The organism is Bifidobacterium apousia, from assembly GCF_007559275.1.
Lineage (GTDB): Bacteria > Actinomycetota > Actinomycetes > Actinomycetales > Bifidobacteriaceae > Bombiscardovia > Bombiscardovia apousia.
In genome coordinates this window covers 56,745-75,025 of record NZ_VMHK01000001.1, presented here as the reverse complement: position 1 = coordinate 75,025, position 18,281 = coordinate 56,745, and the positions used below count along the sequence as shown (strand labels likewise).

At 64.0% G+C, this 18,281-nt stretch carries 10 protein-coding genes and 1 tRNA gene; 10 read left to right on the top strand and 1 reads right to left on the bottom strand.

The annotated features are described in order from the left end of the window. Positions 1–39: 39 nt before the first annotated feature. The 7 genes from FPK30_RS00260 (at position 40) to FPK30_RS00230 (ending at position 9,396) form a co-directional block, all read left to right on the top strand. Complete coding sequence (locus FPK30_RS00260) at positions 40–963, top strand: DsbA family protein (RefSeq protein WP_144084826.1); 924 nt, start codon at positions 40–42, stop codon at positions 961–963. A 108-nt stretch (positions 964–1,071) separates the two neighbouring features. Beyond that, a tRNA-Thr gene (locus FPK30_RS00255) sits at positions 1,072–1,145 on the top strand. 405 nt (positions 1,146–1,550) lie between these two features. Then, positions 1,551–2,954, top strand: coding sequence for an aggregation-promoting factor C-terminal-like domain-containing protein (locus tag FPK30_RS00250; RefSeq protein WP_144084825.1), 1,404 nt, complete (start codon positions 1,551–1,553; stop codon positions 2,952–2,954). Positions 2,955–2,986: 32 nt separating this feature from the next. After that, positions 2,987–3,868, top strand: a complete 882-nt coding sequence (gene rsmA, locus FPK30_RS00245) for a 16S rRNA (adenine(1518)-N(6)/adenine(1519)-N(6))-dimethyltransferase RsmA (protein WP_144084824.1) — start codon at positions 2,987–2,989, stop codon at positions 3,866–3,868. Then, positions 3,865–4,785, top strand: a complete 921-nt coding sequence (locus FPK30_RS00240) for a 4-(cytidine 5'-diphospho)-2-C-methyl-D-erythritol kinase (protein WP_144084823.1) — start codon at positions 3,865–3,867, stop codon at positions 4,783–4,785. Before rsmA ends, FPK30_RS00240 begins: the two co-directional genes overlap by 4 nt. Before the next feature lie 10 nt (positions 4,786–4,795). After that, positions 4,796–5,407 (top strand): LytR C-terminal domain-containing protein, encoded by a 612-nt coding sequence (locus tag FPK30_RS00235; protein WP_029676096.1) that lies wholly within the window; start codon positions 4,796–4,798, stop codon positions 5,405–5,407. Between the two features lie 233 nt (positions 5,408–5,640). Next, positions 5,641–9,396 carry an RCC1 domain-containing protein gene (locus FPK30_RS00230; RefSeq protein WP_186279304.1) on the top strand — a complete coding sequence of 1,252 codons (3,756 nt, stop codon included), beginning with the start codon at positions 5,641–5,643 and terminating at the stop codon, positions 9,394–9,396. A 109-nt stretch (positions 9,397–9,505) separates the two neighbouring features. Here the strand turns inward: FPK30_RS00230 and FPK30_RS00225 are convergent, their stop codons facing one another. Beyond that, a complete protein-coding gene (locus tag FPK30_RS00225; protein WP_144084820.1) occupies positions 9,506–10,930 on the bottom strand; it encodes a CCA tRNA nucleotidyltransferase in 1,425 nt (474 codons plus the stop codon). A gap of 108 nt (positions 10,931–11,038) precedes the next feature. On the opposite strand from FPK30_RS00225, the gene FPK30_RS00220 reads away from it, so the two are divergent. Genes FPK30_RS00220 through FPK30_RS00210 form a run of 3 tightly spaced genes read left to right on the top strand, consistent with a single transcriptional unit; the run spans position 11,039 to position 18,104 of the window. Then, the gene (locus FPK30_RS00220) at positions 11,039–11,680 is read left to right on the top strand and encodes an NUDIX hydrolase (protein WP_415873691.1); all 642 of its coding nucleotides are present in this window, start codon (positions 11,039–11,041) and stop codon (positions 11,678–11,680) included. Continuing rightward, complete coding sequence (locus FPK30_RS00215) at positions 11,677–13,890, top strand: DUF6049 family protein (RefSeq protein WP_144084818.1); 2,214 nt, start codon at positions 11,677–11,679, stop codon at positions 13,888–13,890. Before FPK30_RS00220 ends, FPK30_RS00215 begins: the two co-directional genes overlap by 4 nt. Further along, positions 13,887–18,104, top strand: a complete 4,218-nt coding sequence (locus FPK30_RS00210) for a murein biosynthesis integral membrane protein MurJ (RefSeq protein ID WP_144084817.1) — start codon at positions 13,887–13,889, stop codon at positions 18,102–18,104. The genes FPK30_RS00215 and FPK30_RS00210 overlap by 4 nt, the downstream gene beginning before the upstream one ends. Positions 18,105–18,281 lie beyond the last annotated feature (177 nt).

The following is an 18,281-nucleotide window of genomic DNA, read 5'->3' as shown; positions in this document are numbered from 1 at the left end:
CTACACTATGCTCAGTACGCCAAGGAAAGGATCCAGGTCATGTCCAAGGGCAAGCAGAACCGCAAGGCCGCGCTCAAGGCCCAGGAAGAGGCCCGGCGGCTCCAGGAGGCCAAGGAGCGCCGCCAGCAGACCATGATCGGCGTCATCGTCACTGTGGTGCTCATCGCGCTGATCGCTCTGGGCGGATTCCTGTACTGGCGCAGCCATCGCCCGGTCAAGACCCAGGACCTGGAGCAGGCTCGTCAGGCCGTCGCAAAGGTCAAGGAAAAGCCCTCGGCCGCCAATGACCAGGGCGGCTTTCTGATCAGCTCTCAAGGGCTCAACAAACCGGTGGCCAAGGCTCCGACCGTGGAGATCTACATGGACTTCATGTGCCCGGGCTGCGGCGCCCTGCATCGCGGGCTGGACTCCACCCTGACCGGTCTGGTGGATGCCGGGCAGATCAACCTGGTCATCTATCCCATGAGCTTCATGGACCGGCTCTCCACCGACAACTACTCGACCAGGACGGGCACGGCTACCATCTACGTGGCCCAACACGATCCCGACCATTTGCTGCCCTTCATCGCCAATCTCTACGCCAAGGACTTCCAGCCGGATGAGTCCGACTACCACCCCATCAGCAACGACAAGATCCGCCAACAGGCCATCAAGGCCGGGGTTGATCCCAACGTGGCCGACCAGGCGGTCAAGGGCCACTACCGGGCTTGGATCAAGGCCATGGACACCTACACCCCCCTGCGCAAGGAGCTCTGGAATCCCTCCGGATCCAACAAGGGGCAGATGACCACGCCCACGGTCCGCATCAACGGCAATTACTGGGAGCTGGGCAACCTGTCCCAGGCAGGTTTGGACTACCGCACGGGCCTGCTCAAGGCTCTGGGCCTGGGTCAGTCCAAGGTGGGCGTCAAGGGCGCCATGCCTGCCATCGGCGCCTCCGGCCAACCGCGCTCGTTGGACTGAACCGGGCAGATCGAGAGCAATTTCGCGTCCAGCGTCCCCTCGGGGGCACGGTGATGGTACGATATCATTCCGTACCGCGGCCCGGAGCTGTAATGGACCACCGGGACCGCCTCCTTAGCTCAGTTGGCCAGAGCAGCCGCCTTGTAAGCGGCAGGTCGTCAGTTCGACTCTGACAGGAGGCTCTACGCCAGGAACGAACCATCGAATTCGACTGTTCAGCTTTGTCTCCGGGCAGGCTATAATGATGGACATTACCTGGATAATTGCAAATACTTCCCTCGAGTAAGTCATTTCGGAGGCTCGTTCTCCGAAGTACGAACGGAGCTTTTTCCCCAACCATCTCCGTTCGTATTCGAGGACGGGATCATTCCCCTTCATTCCCGTCCTCTTGACGTTGATCCGCCGGCCCCAGGGCCCGGGTCTTGAAAAGCCGACTGACCGATGACGGCCAAGTCGGCTTTTTTGTGGCCACCCGTCTGTGACAAATGTGGATGTTTGCCCGACCTTGCTGATTGTCTGGCTTGGCTCCATGCCCGCGCCGCTAGAATTGCCAGGTACGCACAAGGCAGGAACGGGGAGGCGAGCACATGGCCAGACGCTGGACGCCGCGGCGTTTCGTCGTGCTCAGAAGGATCCGCGTGGCCTCCTGCGCACTCCTGGTCGTTCTGGCCATGGTTCTGACCTTCGGCATCACCGCGCGCAAGAGCGTGGCGTTAAGCGTCAACGGCCAGACCAAAACGGTGACCACCTACGCCTACAGCGTGGACGGCCTGCTGCGCCAGCAGGGGATCAAGGTCAAGACCCACGACCTGGTCGATTCCAGCTCCGGCGGCCAGTTGCGCAACCATGCGGCAGTCACCGTGCGTTCCGCTTATCAGACCACCATCGTCATCCAGGGCCAGCGGGTGCCCTTCTGGACCACGGCCACCAGCATGGACCAGCTGCTGGGATTCTTCGAGGAGAACCGCAAGCAGGCCATGAAGGTCACCGTGGATATAGGCAACGTCTACAACCAGCTGACAGGCGGTCTGGTCATCAACCAGGCGGGGCCGGTCACGGTCGTGGCCGACGGGAAGACCTCGGTGGCCCCTGACGGCAAGCTTCCGGCTGCCTCCATCCTGGACTCCAAGGGCATTGTGCTGGGCAAGGAGGACCGGGTCAGCGTGGAGCACGACCAAGGCGCAACCGTGCTGCGTGTCCGACGGGTCACCCACGGGAACACCCAGAAGACCATCCCCCTGGCCTTTGCTACACGTACCGTGGTCGACCCGAGCCTGGCGCCAGGCCAGACCCAGATCCGACAGGAGGGGGTAGCCGGCCAGCGTCTGCAGACCATCCAGGTCACCTATGTGGACGGACAGGCAGAATCGGAGCAGGTCGTCAAGGAAGAGACTGTGGCCATGCCAGTGGACCAGGTGGTGGCCGTCGGCCCTGACAAGCCAAAGGAGGGGCAGAACAGCGGGCAGCAGTCCAAGGACAAGGGATCCGATCACGCCAAGGACACCTCCTCGCCAAGCGCCTCGCCGAACAAGGATGCGCAGTCGGGAACGACCACTACCACGCCACCACAGGCATCACAGCCATCAGGCTCGAATGCAACGACCAAGCCGGATCCCCCGAGCCAGGCCGAAAACACACCAGCCCCGTCGCCATCGCCAAGCCCACCGCCAAGCGGCCTTTGGCATGCAGGACCCGGCGTAGCCCAAGCCTATGCCTCGGGCGCAGCCGCTCAGCGCGGGTGGACAGGTTCGCAATTCGATGACCTGGTGAAACTCTGGAACAAGGAATCAGGATGGCAATGGGATGCCGAGAACCTCTCCGGTGCCTACGGCATCCCCCAAAGCCTGCCGGGCTCTAAAATGAGTCAATTCGGTGCCAACTGGCGTGACGATGCTGCCATCCAAATCGACTGGGGCCTCTGGTATATCGGCCAACGATACGGAAACCCCAGCACGGCCTGGCACCATTCCGAGCAGTACAACTGGTACTGACCTCCTACTACATTCACGAGCAGCGAACCGACATGAACACTAGAAGCGAGAGCGACCGCCTTCTGGGTGCCGCCGATATCCGACGCATCGCCGACCAAGCGGGCATCCATCCCACCAAGCGTCTGGGCCAGAACTTCGTTATCGATCCAGGCACTGTCCGCAGGATCGTCCGCCTGGCAGGGGTGAAACCCGGTCAGTCCGTTTTGGAGGTGGGTCCAGGTCTGGGATCCCTGACCCTGGGGCTGCTGGAGGCGGGCTGCCTGGTGACCGCCGACGAGATCGACTCCGGACTGGCCCGGCGCCTGCCTCAGACCGTCAGCGAGCGCATGCCGGAAGCCCTGGACCGGCTGACCGTGATCAACCGGGATGCCCTGACCCTGACCCCTCAGCTGGCAGACAACGCGGGCAGAACCGCCGACCTGACCCTGGTAGCCAACCTGCCCTACAACGTAGCCACTCCGATCATCCTGACCCTCCTGGCCCGGTTCGCCAATCTGAGCCGGTTCCTGGTCATGGTCCAGAAGGAGGTGGCGGATCGTCTGACGGCTGGCCCGGGTTCCAAGGTCTACGGCGCCCCCAGCCTGAAACTGGCCTGGTACGGCCGTGCCACCCAAGCGGGAAGGATCGGACGTCACGTCTTCTGGCCTGCTCCCAATGTCGACTCGGCCCTGGTCTCCTTTGTCCGTGACGAGGAAGGGCACATCGGCGAGGACGAGCGCACCCGGATCCGGGTTTTCGCTCTGATCGACGCTGCTTTCGGCCAGCGCCGCAAGACCCTGCATGCCGCCCTGAAAGGCCTGGTGTCCCCCGAGGCCTTCAAGGCGGCAGGCATCGATCCGAGCCGACGCGGAGAGACCATGACCATTGCGGAATTCGCCGCCCTGGAGCGGGCTGGCCGCGAGGTGGACGCGTGAGCCCGGCCGTCAGCAGGGAGGGGATCGCCCTGGACTGCCCGGCAAAGATCAACCTGCTGCTGCGGGTCGGACCCGCCCGAGCGGATTGGGGTGGCCGTCACCGCCTGGACACCATCTACAGCGCCGTAAGCATCCTGGACAGAGTGGAACTGCGCCCAAGAGAGCCTGGCAGTGGCTTCCGGCTGCACATGGAGGGGGAGCATCTGGGCGATCTGGCCAACAATGACGCTGATCCCCATGCAAATCTGGCTGTCAAGGCCCTTCTAGCCATGGCTCAGGCCACCGGACACCAGCCGGATGTGGCCATCCGCATCATTAAACGGATACCGGTGGGTGCCGGGCTGGCCGGGGGATCCACGGATGCGGCCGGAACCATGCTGGGCCTGAACCGGCTCTGGAAGCTGGAGCTGGGCGCGGCTGATTTGGATGAGATCGCCGCCGGCCTGGGTGCAGACCTGCCCTTCTGCCTGCATGGTGGCCTCAGCCACGGCTCGGGTTTCGGCCAGGTTCTGGAGCCCTTGGATCCGACCAGCGCGGAGGCTCGAAATTTGCGCAATGCCGGACTGACCGGCCGCCTGCTGATCGGCGCCTATGAAGACCAGCTGAGCACGGCCCAGGTATACAAGGCCTTCGACGCAATCGGCCCCAGCCCCGGCGACCTGAACGACCTGCAAAAAACCGCCTGTGCTCTTCACCCACGCTCGCTCCTGGCTCTGGATCTGGCCAGGCGGGCAGGGGCAGGGCCGGCTTTCGTCTCAGGATCTGGCCCATCGGTGGTGGCTATGGTTCCTCACTTAGACCAGGCGGCTACGCTGATAAGACTCTGGCGGGAGCAGAATGCCGTGGACAGGATCATTGAGGCTGACTCGCCAGTCCTGCCCAGGATGGTCCCCCTGCGAGTCACCCATGGACAGTAGAGTAGACAACATGACGAATCCCGAACCACTCGACGAACGCGAGGCCCGCAGGCAGTTCGTACGACGGCGGCAGAAGATGGTCTTCACTATAGCCGTCAGCGCCCTGGTGGTCATCCTGGTCATCTGTGGTCTGATCATCTTCGGGTCCATCGGGCATACCGCCAAACACGCCACCATCGCCAAGCCCAACTATGGGGTCGCCGTGCCCTGTCCGCCCGACAAGTCCAAGCTGGTCAACCACCCCGACATCCGTGTGCGGGTGCTCAACGGAACCAACAAGTCCGGTCTGGCCACTGCCCTGGCGTCGGCCCTGCGCAATCGGGGATTCAACATGCAGGATGTGGCGGACTATCCGGGCAAGACCGAGACAGCGCGTACCCAGATACGCTTCGGTGCCTCGGCCATTGATCGCGGCTACACGGTGGGGTCCCAATTCAACGATGCCGTTCTGGTCATGGACGACCGCAGCGACGATCTGATCGATGTGGTCATCGGGGCAACCTTTACCGATCTGAACGACGAGGACAGCACCTCTGTCGTAGGCCGTAACATCAAAGCCATCAAGGGCTGCCTGGCTGACCCCTCCTCCCTGAAGAACCTGCCCAAGGCTCCCAAGGCCTGACACCGCAGCAATGTTGCCGGCCTGGCATCCCGCCCAGGAGCGCGGACCCGGCTGTTGTAGAACCTTCAACCGGAGGCGTTTGCGCGCATGGTATGGTAGTAGGTGTAACACCTTGGGGTCGTGGATGTTTGGGGACTTGATACAGTTTCTTAGTACAGCTTTTTGCTACAGTTTTGAGTGCGATGTCCGGGGGATGCTGTAGCAGGCTCTGCGAAGAAGGGGGTCGACTCATCATGCGTCAGCGTTCGGGCATGGCAGCAGCAGCCCTGGCCTTTCTCCTAGCCCTGTCCTGCACACCCGCTTTGGCCGGGAGCACCGGCAGTCCATCCGAAGCAGTCACGCCCACCACCCTGGACAAACAGCAGGGGGATGATAGCCCGCAGGCCGTATCGCCGTCCTCCTCCCCACCAACGTCCTCCCCACCAACGTCCTCACCCCTGCCAACGTCCTCGCCCCTGAGCCACACGACCCCGATGCCTTCCTCACCCACGCTCGACACTGCCGGCGATGCTGATGCCGTCCAGGCCCGGTCCTCCACAGCCTGGACGGTCAGTTTCGACACGGCAGGCGGCGGCAGCGTTGGCAGGCAGACCATCCCCGACGGGGGCCAGGCCAGTCGGCCCAGCCCCGACCCCGCCAGGGACGGATATCTGTTCGACGGCTGGTTCCAAGGCGACGTCGCCTACGACTTCACCCAGCCCGTCACCGGCAGCATCACCCTCACCGCCCACTGGACCAAGGGAGACGGCCATTGGGCCATCAGCCCCAGTCAAGGACCCATAGCCGGGGGCGCCAAGGTCACCCTCACCCCGCCCGCGCAACGCGGCATCAGACTCAGCCAGCTCAGCATGGGCGGCCTTCATTCCGCGGCCATCAGCTCGGACGGCAACCTCTACACCTGGGGAGACAATGGCGCTGGCGAGCTGGGCGACGGCACCAACACCAACCGGTCCACACCAGTCCAAGTCAAAAAGCCCAAGGGCACGCCGGAAAAATTCATTTGGAAAGAAGTCAGCATAGGCTGGGACCATTCTGCGGCATTCGGTTCGGACGGCAACCTCTACATCTGGGGCCAAAACGGCCGCGGCCAGCTGGGCGACGGCACCACCACCAAGCGGAACACACCGGCCCCGGTCGACAAGCCCCAAGGCACGCCAGCAGGATTCACCTGGAAACAATTCACCCTAGGCGACTTGAGTACCGCAGCATTCGGTTCGGACGGCAACCTCTACATCTGGGGAAACAACCAGTATGGGCAGCTGGGCAACGGCACCACCACCAACCAGACCAGGCCGATCAAAGTCGACAAGCCCCAAGGCGCACCCGCAGGATTCACCTGGAAAGAGGCCAGCCTTAGCTGCAATCATTCCGGAGCTATAGGCTCGGACGGCAACCTCTACACTTGGGGATGGAACTTCAGCGGCCAGCTGGGGGACGGCACCACCACCGACCGGCACACGCCGACCCTGGTCAACAAGCCCCAAGGCGCACCCGCCGGGTTCACCTGGAAACAGGTCAGCATAGGCTGGCAGCATTCCGCGGCAATCGGCTCGGACGGCAACCTCTACACCTGGGGGCAAAACTACAGAACCCAGCTGGGCGACGGCACCAACACCGATCGGCACACACCGACCCTGGTCAGCAAGCCACAAGGCGCACCCGCCGGGTTCACCTGGAAACACGTCAACCTAGGCGACTGGCATACCGAGGCGTTGGGCTCGGACGGCAACTTCTACATCTGGGGAAGCAACGAAAACGGCCAGCTGGGCGACGGCACCAACACCACCCGGGGCAGGCCAATCCCGGTCAGCAAGCCACAAGGCGCACCCGCCGGGTTCACCTGGAAATACACGATCCCAGGATGCAACCATACCGCAGCGATCGGCTCGGACGGCAACCTCTACACCTGGGGAGTCAACGGCAACGGCCAGCTGGGCAACGGCACCACCACCAGCTGGAATAGGCCGGGCATGGTCAACTTCCCCGGCGCCGTCACGCCCACCAGCGTCCTGTTCGGCCAGGCCAAGGCCACAGGGATCACGGCCAACCAAGACGGCACCTGGCAGGTATCCACGCCCAAGCATGAGCCGGGGGGCGTGGACGTGACGGTCGGCTGGAGCCGGAACGGGCCGCAGCCGGACGATCACCTGCAATACACGTACATCGCCCCCCAATACCAAGTCGGCTTCAATTCAAAAAACGATTCCTGCCCCACCCCCACGGGCATGCCGCCCAGCCAGTCCGTCACCCAGGACGGGCAGGCGGAACGCCCCTACCCGGACCCGAGGGCCGAAGGCTGCCTGTTCGACGGCTGGTTCCAAGGCGATGTCGCCTACGACTTCAGCCAGCCAGTCACCCATGACACCACCCTGACCGCCCACTGGACCAGGGAGGACACGCAACACTGGTCCATCAGCCCGGACCATGGGCCCGAGACCGGCGGCACCGAGGTGACCCTGACTCCGCCCGCACAGCGAGGCATCAGATTCAACCAGATCAGATTGGGCTACAACCATTCCGCAGCCATCGGCTCAGACGGCAACCTCTACACTTGGGGAGGCAACGACGACGGACAGCTGGGCGACGGCACCAACACCAGCCGGAGCAGGCCGACCCTGGTCGACAAGCCTCAGGGGGCGGCGGACGGGTTCACCTGGAAACAGGTCATCCTCGGCGGCTGGCATTCCGCAGCCATCGGCTCGGACGGCAACCTGTACGCCTGGGGAGACAATGGCAGTGGCCAGCTGGGCAACGGCACCATCACCAACCAGAACAGACCAGTCCTGATAGGCAAGCCCGATGGGGCACCCAAAGGATTCACCTGGAAACAGGTCAGCCTGGGTGGCTTTCATTCCGCAGCCATCGGCTCCGACGGCAACCTCTACACTTGGGGGTACAACGAGTACGGCCAGCTCGGCAACGGCACCACCACCAACCAGAACAGACCGGTCCTGATAGGCAAGCCCCAAGGCGCACCTGAAGGATTCACCTGGAAACAGGTCAACCTAGGCGGCTGGCATTCCGCAGCCATCGGCTCCGACGGCAACCTCTACACCTGGGGAGACAATCAGTACGGCGAACTAGGCGACGGCACCACCACCAAGCGGAACATGCCAGTGCAAATCGGCAAGCCCCAAGGAGCGCCAGAAGGATTCACCTGGACACAAGCCAGCCTAGGCGAACATCATTCCGCAGCCATCGGCTCCGACGGCGGCCTGTACACCTGGGGAAGAAACTCCGAGAGCCAGCTGGGCGACGGCACCACCACCGACCGGCACACGCCAATTCAGATCGCGAAGCCCGATGGATTCACTTGGGCACAAGCCAGCCTCGGCGACGGGGATTCTGTAGCTTCCGGATCCGATGGGAACCTGTACGCCTGGGGATGGAACATCAGCGGCCAGCTGGGCGACGGCACCACCACCGACCGGCAGACGCCGACCCTGGTCAGCAAGCCCCAGGGGGCGCCCAAGGGATTCGCCTGGAAACAATCCGGCCTGGGATGGTATCATTCCGCAGCCATCGGCTCCGACGGCCAGCTTTACACCTGGGGAAACAACGGCAACGGTCAGCTGGGGCGCGCCCCCTCCAACGCCTGGCCGGCCAGCCGGCCGGGACCGGTCGGCTTCCCCGGAGAGCCGCAGACCACCAGCGTATGCTTCGGCCAGAATCAGGAGCAGGGCACGTGCCTCGCCGCAGGCAAGGACCTCAAGCCCAGCCCCGACGGCACCTGGAAGGTGACCACTCCCCCTTACACGCCGGGGCTGGCGCCCGTGGCCATCGACTGGACCCAGGACGGCAAACAGCAGGAAACCGACAAGGGCAACACCTACCGGTACCTGTCCATCGCCAGCCTGCCCCTGACCGGAGGCGACGGCATGCTCCTTCTGCTCGCCATAGGACTGCTCACCGCAGGAGCCGCCACAGCCGCCAAAAGCCGCCAAAAGCAGGCCCGCACGACAGGCAGCATGAACACTTCACACAAGTAAGCAACAGTCCGGGCCGTACAACAATCACAGCTAATACCAGCCTGGCACCTGATGACCATGCAAGCACCTTCCACATATAATGCGGGCATCCGAACCCGCAGAATGCAGGTCAGGCCTGGCCCTGGTCCTGGCTCTGCCACCAGTCCCGCAGCTCCTGCTCGGCTGTCTGCTGGTCGACAGGGCCCTGATCCAGGCGGTAGTCCAGCATGTGCTGATAGGCGCGTCCCACCTGCGGTCCCGGCTTGAGGTTCAGAATCTGCATGATCTGTTGCCCATTCAGGTCGGGCCGGATGGCGTCCAGATCCTCCTGCCGACGCAGTTGAGCCACCCTGTCCTCCAACTCGTCCATGGCGGATGAGAAGACCTGAGCCTTGCGCTTGTTTCGGGTGGTCGCATCGGCCCGGGTCAGGCGATTGAGCCGCTCATAAAGCGGACCGGTCTCCCGGGCGTAGCGGCGTACGGCCGCATCGGTCCACCGCTCGTCCACATAGCCGTGGAAACGCAGGTGCATGGAGATCAGGTCACAGACGTCGGCGATCAGGTGGTGGTCGAAGTGTAGGGCCTTCAGGCGCTTGCGGGCCAACCGGGCCCCGACCGCGTCGTGATGATGGAAGCTGACCTTGCCACCGGGCTCAAAGCGTCTGGTGGCGGGCTTGCCGATGTCGTGCAGCAGGGCGGCCAGTCGCAGGGTCAGGTCCGGGGCGGGCACAGGTCCGTCAGGTCCGGTCTCCAGGGCGATGGCCCGGTCGACCACCATCAGGGTGTGCTCGAAGACGTCCTTGTGCCGGTGATGCTCGTCGATCTCCAGCTGCAGGGCTGGGACCTCGGGCAGAACGATGTCAGCCAGGCCGGACTGCACCAGGGCCTCGATACCCTGGACGGGGTGGTCGGACAGCATGAGCTTGGTCAGCTCGTCGCGAATCCGCTCGGCCGAAACGATGCTGATTCGATCGGTCATGCGGGTGATGGCCTCGGCCGTCTCCGGTGCGATGGTGAATCCCAGCTGGGCCACGAACCGCACGGCCCGCATCATCCGCAGGGGGTCGTCATCGAAGGACTGACGGGGGTCCACCGGGGTCCGCAGCACCTGCTTGGCCAGGTCGTTGGCCCCCCGGTAGGGATCCACAAAGACCAGGTCGGGCACCCGCAGGGCCATGGCGTTGACGGTGAAGTCGCGCCGCGAAAGGTCGCCCTCAAGGCTGTCCCCATAGTCCACCTCGGGCTTGCGGGAGTCGGGATCGTAGGTGTCTCGCCGGTAGGTGGTCACCTCCACCTTGACCTCGGTGCCGTCAGGACGCCGCCGCAGCGCGCCCAAGGTGCCGAATTTGCGCCCCATGTCCCAGAAGCCTGACCCCCAGTGACGCAGGATGGGCTCGAACTGCTCGGGCCGGGCCGAGGTGCAGAAGTCCAGGTCGTGGGAGGGCCGGTGCAGGAGCAGATCGCGTACAGGACCCCCTACCAACGCCAGTTCAAATCCCTGCTCGGCGAAGAGGCGCCCGAGCTCGATGGCCTCCGGCCAGACTTGGAAATCCACGCTCACCCTTTCCTACGGAGTTGATGCGCCTACTAGCATACCGTTACCCCACCTGCACATTACCTTACGTAAAGTTGGAGTATGATTACGCCCGCGGACATGGCGCGCATGCTTGCACATAGCGCCGACTCTGCGGACACCCATGCCCGCGGACAGCAGGGGCAGGACCACCTTGTGGAAACCGTAAGCGAACGTCTGGATCCGCGGGTCCGCGAGCGCATACAGACCGAGGACGACATACCCACGCCTGCCCTCATGCCCCGGCATAAGCATGCCTCAGGGCCTTCCACCTTTGCCTCCCTGGATGCCCAGGAACTGCCCGTAGTGCGCGAGTATTCAGCGGGTGGACTGATCTTCGACCGACACGACCGGGTGGCCATCATCGCCCGGCACTCCCGCTCGGGCCACCTGGAATGGTGCCTGCCCAAGGGGCATATCGAGAAGGGGGAAACACCCGAGCAGACGGCCGTGCGCGAGGTCCACGAGGAGACGGGGATACTGGGCAGAGTGACCGACTCCATCGCCACCATCGACTACTGGTTCACCGGAACCAACCAACGGGTCCACAAGCTGGTCCACCATTTCGTCCTGCGGATGATCGGCGGATCCCTGAGCGTGGAGGGCGACCCTGATCATGAGGCCGAAGATGCCATCTGGGTGGACTTTTCCGACCTGACCTCGGTGCTCAGTTACCCTAATGAGCGTAAAATAGCCTGGCTCTACGCGAGGAAGTACAAAAAACAGCCATGATCCAGACCCCCCTGCGCCCGAGCGGGCGCACCAGCCAGCGCACCCATGCCTTCAACCGATGGGCCCGGTGGGCTCGAATCCTACCGGCGATCATCCTTCTGCTAGCCCTGGTGATGACTCCCTGGCTGCCAACACCGGCCCTGGCTGCCCCCAATCATCAGAACTCGGCCGAGGTGGCTCTGCGCTGGTCGACGCCTGTGGTAACCGACAAATCCGGTTATGCCCTGCGCGCTACGGTGACCAACACCGCGAACCAGCCCATGGAAAATGCTCATCTGGGCGTGTCCACCAGCGCCCTGTACTCTTTCAGCTCCCGGGCCGACATGCAGGCCTGGTCCGAAGGCCACGCCCGCATCCCCACCCCGGACGTGCTGGGCACTCAGAGCGTACCGACAATCCCGGCCGGGCAGAGCATCGAGGTTTCAGTCAACGTGCCGGCTGATCAAGATGCGATCAGGAAGATGACCAGCTGGGGGCCCAAACCCGTCCGGCTTTCTTTAAGCGACGGCCAGAGTCGGGTCCTGGGTGACGTGTTCACCTTTCTGACCCGGACATGGGATGGCCTGCCCACTGCAGGCACACCCGCCCTGTCGCTGACCATGGTCATGCCGCTGATCTCCTCGGACTGGAATATTGACGACAAGGCCATGACAGCGCTGATGACCCAGCCCGGTGCCGAATCCGAGTCAGGCCCGGGCAAGGATAAAGACCAGAGCGTGACACTGACCCGTCAAGGGAGCCGCCGTCAGGAAGATCAGAGCCAGCTGCTGGCTAAACATGGGTCCCTGCAGGCCTTGGGCGATCCGGTCTACCTGTCAGCCTTCGCCAACCGCCCCAAGATCCAGGGGCTGATTCAGCCAGCCGACTTCGACATCACCGGATACGCCTCCCAGAACCAGGATCGCTATGCCAGGGCCGGAGTCACCCCCGAGTCCTGGAGCGCCCAGACTGCAGCCAAGCTCTATCCTGATGCCGCTTCCGGCACATACGCCTGGCAGGGCAAGCAGGAGTGGACCATGGAATCCATCGCCGCAGCCCGCCGCGCCGGCTACCAGACGGTCATTGCCCCGCAAGGCTTCGAGGTGGGAGCCGGCACCTCCGCCCACACCGGCAAGTACACCATCGACACCCAGGCCGGAAAGGTGACTGTCCTGTCGGCCCAGCGCGAACTCAGCAACCTGGCCAGGGGCAACCCCAGCTCCACCCGAGCCACCGGGGAGCAGACCCAGGCAGGGCAGACGGCGCGCTTCATGGCCCAGAGCGCCTTCTATCAGATGGAACAGCCCTACGCCGAACGCTCCCTCCTGGTCTGCTTCGATGCCGATCAGGACACTCAGCAGGCGGACAGGATCATGACCGAGCTGGAGCACGCTCCCTGGATCCACTTGGAACCCATGGACAATCTGATGCGAGCACCCGACTTCACCGGCGGCTCATCGGGCCTGCTCAAAGCCCTCGAAGCCGATGACGGTCAGGACGGCGCCAAGCACGGCGACAGCTCGACAGCCACCTTGGACTCTCTAATCGCCAGCAGGGTGGACATCGACCGGTTCGCCTCCTCCATTCTGGCCGACAGTCAGCAGGCCTCCCAGCCCACCGCCAGCGCCACGACCGGCAAGACCGACAGCCAGGCCTTGGCCCGACAGGATGCTGACACCACCGCCCGCCAGCCCAAGGATCCGCACCAGTGGCTGAACCGGCTGACCGCCGCCCACGACGATCTAGCCCTGAAGTCCCTGGGCGGAACCGCAAACGCCGCCGGCCTGGCCGATCAGGCAGGTGCCATATCCCACCGGCTCCTGGACGGCATCAGCATCACGCCCAGCGAGTCCCTGAACGTGGTCAGCGAGACGGCTTCCATGCCCGTCACCGTCAGCAACAGCCATCCCTACCCGGTCCACGCCCGTATCAGCGCCCGCACCGATTCCATGGAGATCGTCACCTCGCGCATGGCGGATGTAGTCATTCCCGCCCGCTCCGAGGCCCAGGTGACCTTTAAGGTCAGAGTGGCGACGGCCGGCAGGGCCAACGTGGACATCGGCCTGCTGGACAGCCAGGGCCGTCCCTTCGGTCAGATGCGCCGGGCTCAGATCACCAGCAACCTGCGTTTGAGCGACATGAGCGGCCTGCTCATCATTGTCTTCGCCGTACTGCTTGGGCTCCTGGGGCTCTGGCGGCAGTTCCACCGCACGAAGGACCCGGACGAATGAGCTCCGTAGGGCGCAATTCCGCCATCATGGCCACGGGCACCGCGGCATCCCGGGTGACCGGGCAGATCCGCACCATCCTATTGGCAGCCGCCATCGGCACCACCGGGATCGCAGCTGATGCCTACCAAACCGGCGCCATGATCCCCCAGGTCATGTTCACCCTGATCTCGGGCGGCATCTTCAACGCCGTCCTGGTTCCGCAGATCGTGCGCACCCTCAAAGAGCGGGACGCAGCTGACCGGCTGAACAAGCTGATCACGGTCGCCATGGTCCTTTTGGCCCTGCTGACCCTGCTGCTGATGCTGGGCACCCCGGTGCTGACCACCATCTATCTGAACTCCAAGTGGAACCCCGCGCAGCGCGCCCTGGCCAACTCCTTCACCCTCTGGTGCATGCCCCAGGTCTTCTTCTACGGGCTCTACACGGTCCTGGGTCAGATCCTGGCCGCCAAAGGCCGGTTCACCGCATACGCCTGGAGCTCGGTGGGCGCCAATCTGATCAGCTGCCTGGGCTTCCTGGTCTTCATCTTCCTGTTCGGCAACGCCCGCAGCCAGCCGGTCGGCTTCTGGGACAACGGCAAGGTGGCTCTGACTGCCGGAGCCTGGACCCTGGGGGTGGCCTTCCAGGCGCTGGTCCTCTTCATCCCCCTGATCATGAGCGGCTTCCGCTATCGACCGCGCTGGGGTCTGCGGGGCATCGGCCTGCGATCCATGGGCTCGGTGGCCGCCTGGAGCATGGGTGTGGTGGTCATCGACCAGCTGGCCAACGTGATCAACGCCCGCATCAACAACGGCGCCCCCCTGGAGGGCAACCCCTTGGACATCGCCGGCAACGGTTCCTACCAGAACGCCTACACCCTCTTCATCCTGCCATACTCCCTGGTGGCCGTTTCCGTCAGCACGGCCATCTTCCCCAAGCTGTCCAAGGCGGTTTCGGACGGCCGCATCGGTGATGCCCGCGAGGATCTGAGCCAGGCCCTGCGCAATGTCGGGCTGATGATGTTCTTTTTCACTGCGGTCATGCTGGCCATTCCGGTGCCCATCACCCGTGCCCTGCTGCCCTCCGTGGGCGTCCACGAAGCAGTCCTGATCTCGGGACCCCTGATAGGCCTGTCCCTGGGGCTGGTGCCCATGAGCGCCTTCCTGCTCATTCAGCGCACCTTCTACGCCTTCGAGGACGGACGGCATCCCTTCATCTTCGCGGCCGTTTCCAACACCATCCAGGTGGTGCTGGTCCTGGCATCCATCCGTCTGGCCCCTCCCCGCTATTGGGCGGCCCTGGTGGGACTCAGCCTGTCCCTGAGCAACATCCTCAGCTTCCCCATGTTGGCGGGCATGCTGCGCAGGCCATTCCAGGGTTATTTGGATGGTCGGCGCATTCTCAGCACGTACGCCAAGGCTTTCCTAGCGGCGGGCCTGGCTCTGGCAGCCTCCCTGACGGTCAAGACTCCGCTGACCCGCCTGGTCGGCGCCTGGGTCCAGGACCGGCAGGGCCACATGAGCTGGGTGCAGGCGCTCTGTATCTGCGTGGTCATCACCCTGCTGACAGCGGCCATCTACGCCGTGACCCTGGTTGCGCTGCGCACCGAGGAATTCACCCAGCTCATGGTCGACCTGGCCCGCCGTCTGGGCAGAACGGCCCGGCACCCGGTCCGCAGCCTGGATGCCTTGGAGGGTCGGCCCTCCAGGCTGGCCGACCGCTCGGTCAGGGTGGTGCACTCCTCCTCTCCCGATTCCACCCAGCCTGGCATGGACGCAGCTCTGGAGAACTTCGAAGAGACCCGCGAGCCCGGCACTGATGGAGAATCCGCGACGGCCGGGCCCCCTCCGGCTCCTCCGGCCCCGCAACCCGTTAGGATTGTGCCTAGGAACAGCACGGTCCACCACGGCATCGCCAACCACAGGCGACGCCCCACTTCTGATGAGAGCTCGGCAAGCATGAACGCGCATATCGGAGACACCATCCTCGGCAGATACACCTTGGTCACCCTGCTCCGCCGTGCCAACGGCCTGAGCGTCTGGCGGGCCAAGGACAAGGTTCTGGACAGGGACTGCCAGCTCTTCATCGTCGGCGATTCGACCTGCATGGACCTGATCAACGTCAACGCCTCCGGCCTGGCGCTGAGCAAGGATCGCCGATTCACCCCGGTCTACCAGCTGCACACCCGGGACGGGGTCTCCATGATCGTCACCGCTCCCGATGCCGGCATGTCCCTAAGGGACTATATGCACGGGCCCGCCGGCGAGACGCTGAGCGACCGGGCCATAGGCACCATCATGGGCGAGATCACCGAGGCCATGCGCACCCTGCATGCCGCCGGCATGGTCGACTATGCCGTCTCAACCAGTACCATCAGGCTGGCGCCGGCCTCCATCACCCTGGCAGATGCCCCCATCTCGCCCATGATCGCGCACCCGGCAGTCCCGAACGAGATGGGATTGACGGACGAGGAGCATGCCATACGCGAACTGGCTGGCGTGCTCTATGCCATGCTGACCCGCCGGCCCGACCAAGACGGGCGGCAGCCCAGCCTGCAAGAGCTTCCCAAGCACACGCCCGAGGAGTTCAGGATCATCTGCATGCGCGGACTGGGACTGGCCGATGGCCAGGGAGCCAAGCCAGTGCCTCTGGTCACTCTGGCCGAGCTGTCGGCACTGCTCAGCCCCTGGATCCCTCCCGAGGAACTGACCGACAGCGATCTGATCTGGCCTGAGATGGACGGCCGCGCATCCATCGAGACCGTGGCTCTGAGACCGGTGGATCCCAAGGATGTGCTGCCCCTGCCCGATGGGCTGACCTCCTCAGCCCTGCCTGCCGCACAGACTGTGACCCATCATGAGCCGCACTGGAAGACCAACCAACTGCTCTTCCCCGGCCGGGGCGAAATCGAGATGCTCAATCCCGAAGATACGGACACCGACCTCTTCTCGCTCTTCGACGAACGCCAGCGGCTGCGCTCGCTGAACAGCCGCTCCCGCAGGACCGCAGCCATGGATGTGAGCGCACTCAGGACGACGACTGCCAGGCCCGCTGCCCTACATGACGAGGAGTCCAAGGCAGTGACCGGGCGGATGCCGACCGTGGGCGACGATCAGCATCGGCCGCCTGAGGCCATCAGCGGCAGCGGCGTGACCGCCGACAACCCCGTGGAGCGCGGCTTCTCCCAGTGGGACTTCGACAAGTCCGGCGACGAGACTGGCGAACGTCAGGCCAGGGCGGCATCCAGCCGGGCCGCCTCGCAGACCGACCCACAGAGCAATGGAGACTCACACGCCCGGCGCGAGGATGGGGCCGAAGCACCCGACAGTACCCATGCCCGCGTGGCCAGCGGCTCGACCGACCAGGCATACGAAGAGCGGCAGAATGCCCACTCGAATCAGGATGCCGAGCGAGCGCCCCGATCTCCCAAGAAGCGCGATATTGATGAAGAAGAGCAGCAGACCACGGTCATGGAGCCCCTGCCCCCCAGCTTCACGCCTGAGATTCACTCCATGCCGGTGCCAGTGACTTATTCGGAACTTCCGGACGATAGCCAGGACGAGGATCTGGATGACGAGACAGACATGGCCGACACCCGTCTATTCGGCCGTTTTACGACTCGCTCTGTAGTTATTGCGGTAGCGGCCGCAATCATCGTAGTGGCCTTGGTCTGGGCGGTCTCGACCATCTCCGGCTCCCGGCCCAACGTCGGCAAGGAGGAGGGCGGCTGGCCAGTCATGTCCAACGTCCCCTTCCCCGGTGGGACTGATGGGGACGAGGAGGCGACAACTTCCAGCAATGGCAAGGCCAAGGCTAACGGCAAGGCCAAGGCCGGAGCCGACAAGGTCAGCCATGCCGACAAGGAGGCCAAGAAGGTCCCCGATCCGCCCAAGCCCAAGAACACCACAGCCTATCAGTCGGATCGGCAGCTCTTCCTGAACAAGCCCGCCGGCCTGCAGGGATTCGGATGGTACATGCACCTGACCAAGCCGGAGGAAGTCTCCCGCCTGACCATCGTCATGCCCCAGAGCGGCGGCCATGCTCAGATCTACGCGAACTCCACAGCGGCCCAGCCCAACCAGGGGCAGCCGCTGGCCGACTTCAGCTTCGATCCCTCGGGCACCACCCAGGTCACCCTGCGTGAACCGGTCACGACCCAGGACCTGGTCGTCTGGGTGCCCATGGACGGCATGCCGGGCAACTCCCTACGCTTCACGTCTGTCCAGGCCTTCTAAGCAGGTCCGTCACACGTCCTTGGCGAAAAACTTGGCTGTTCATCCTTACCGCTGCCGTGCTGTTGCCGATCTTCAAAGCAGCTAGGATTGGAAGTTCCTGGAAAATTGGCAGGAATCCCAGGCGGGGTTCCGACCATGGGTGTACCGAAATGGTAATGTGTTGGATTTTTCCTCCAA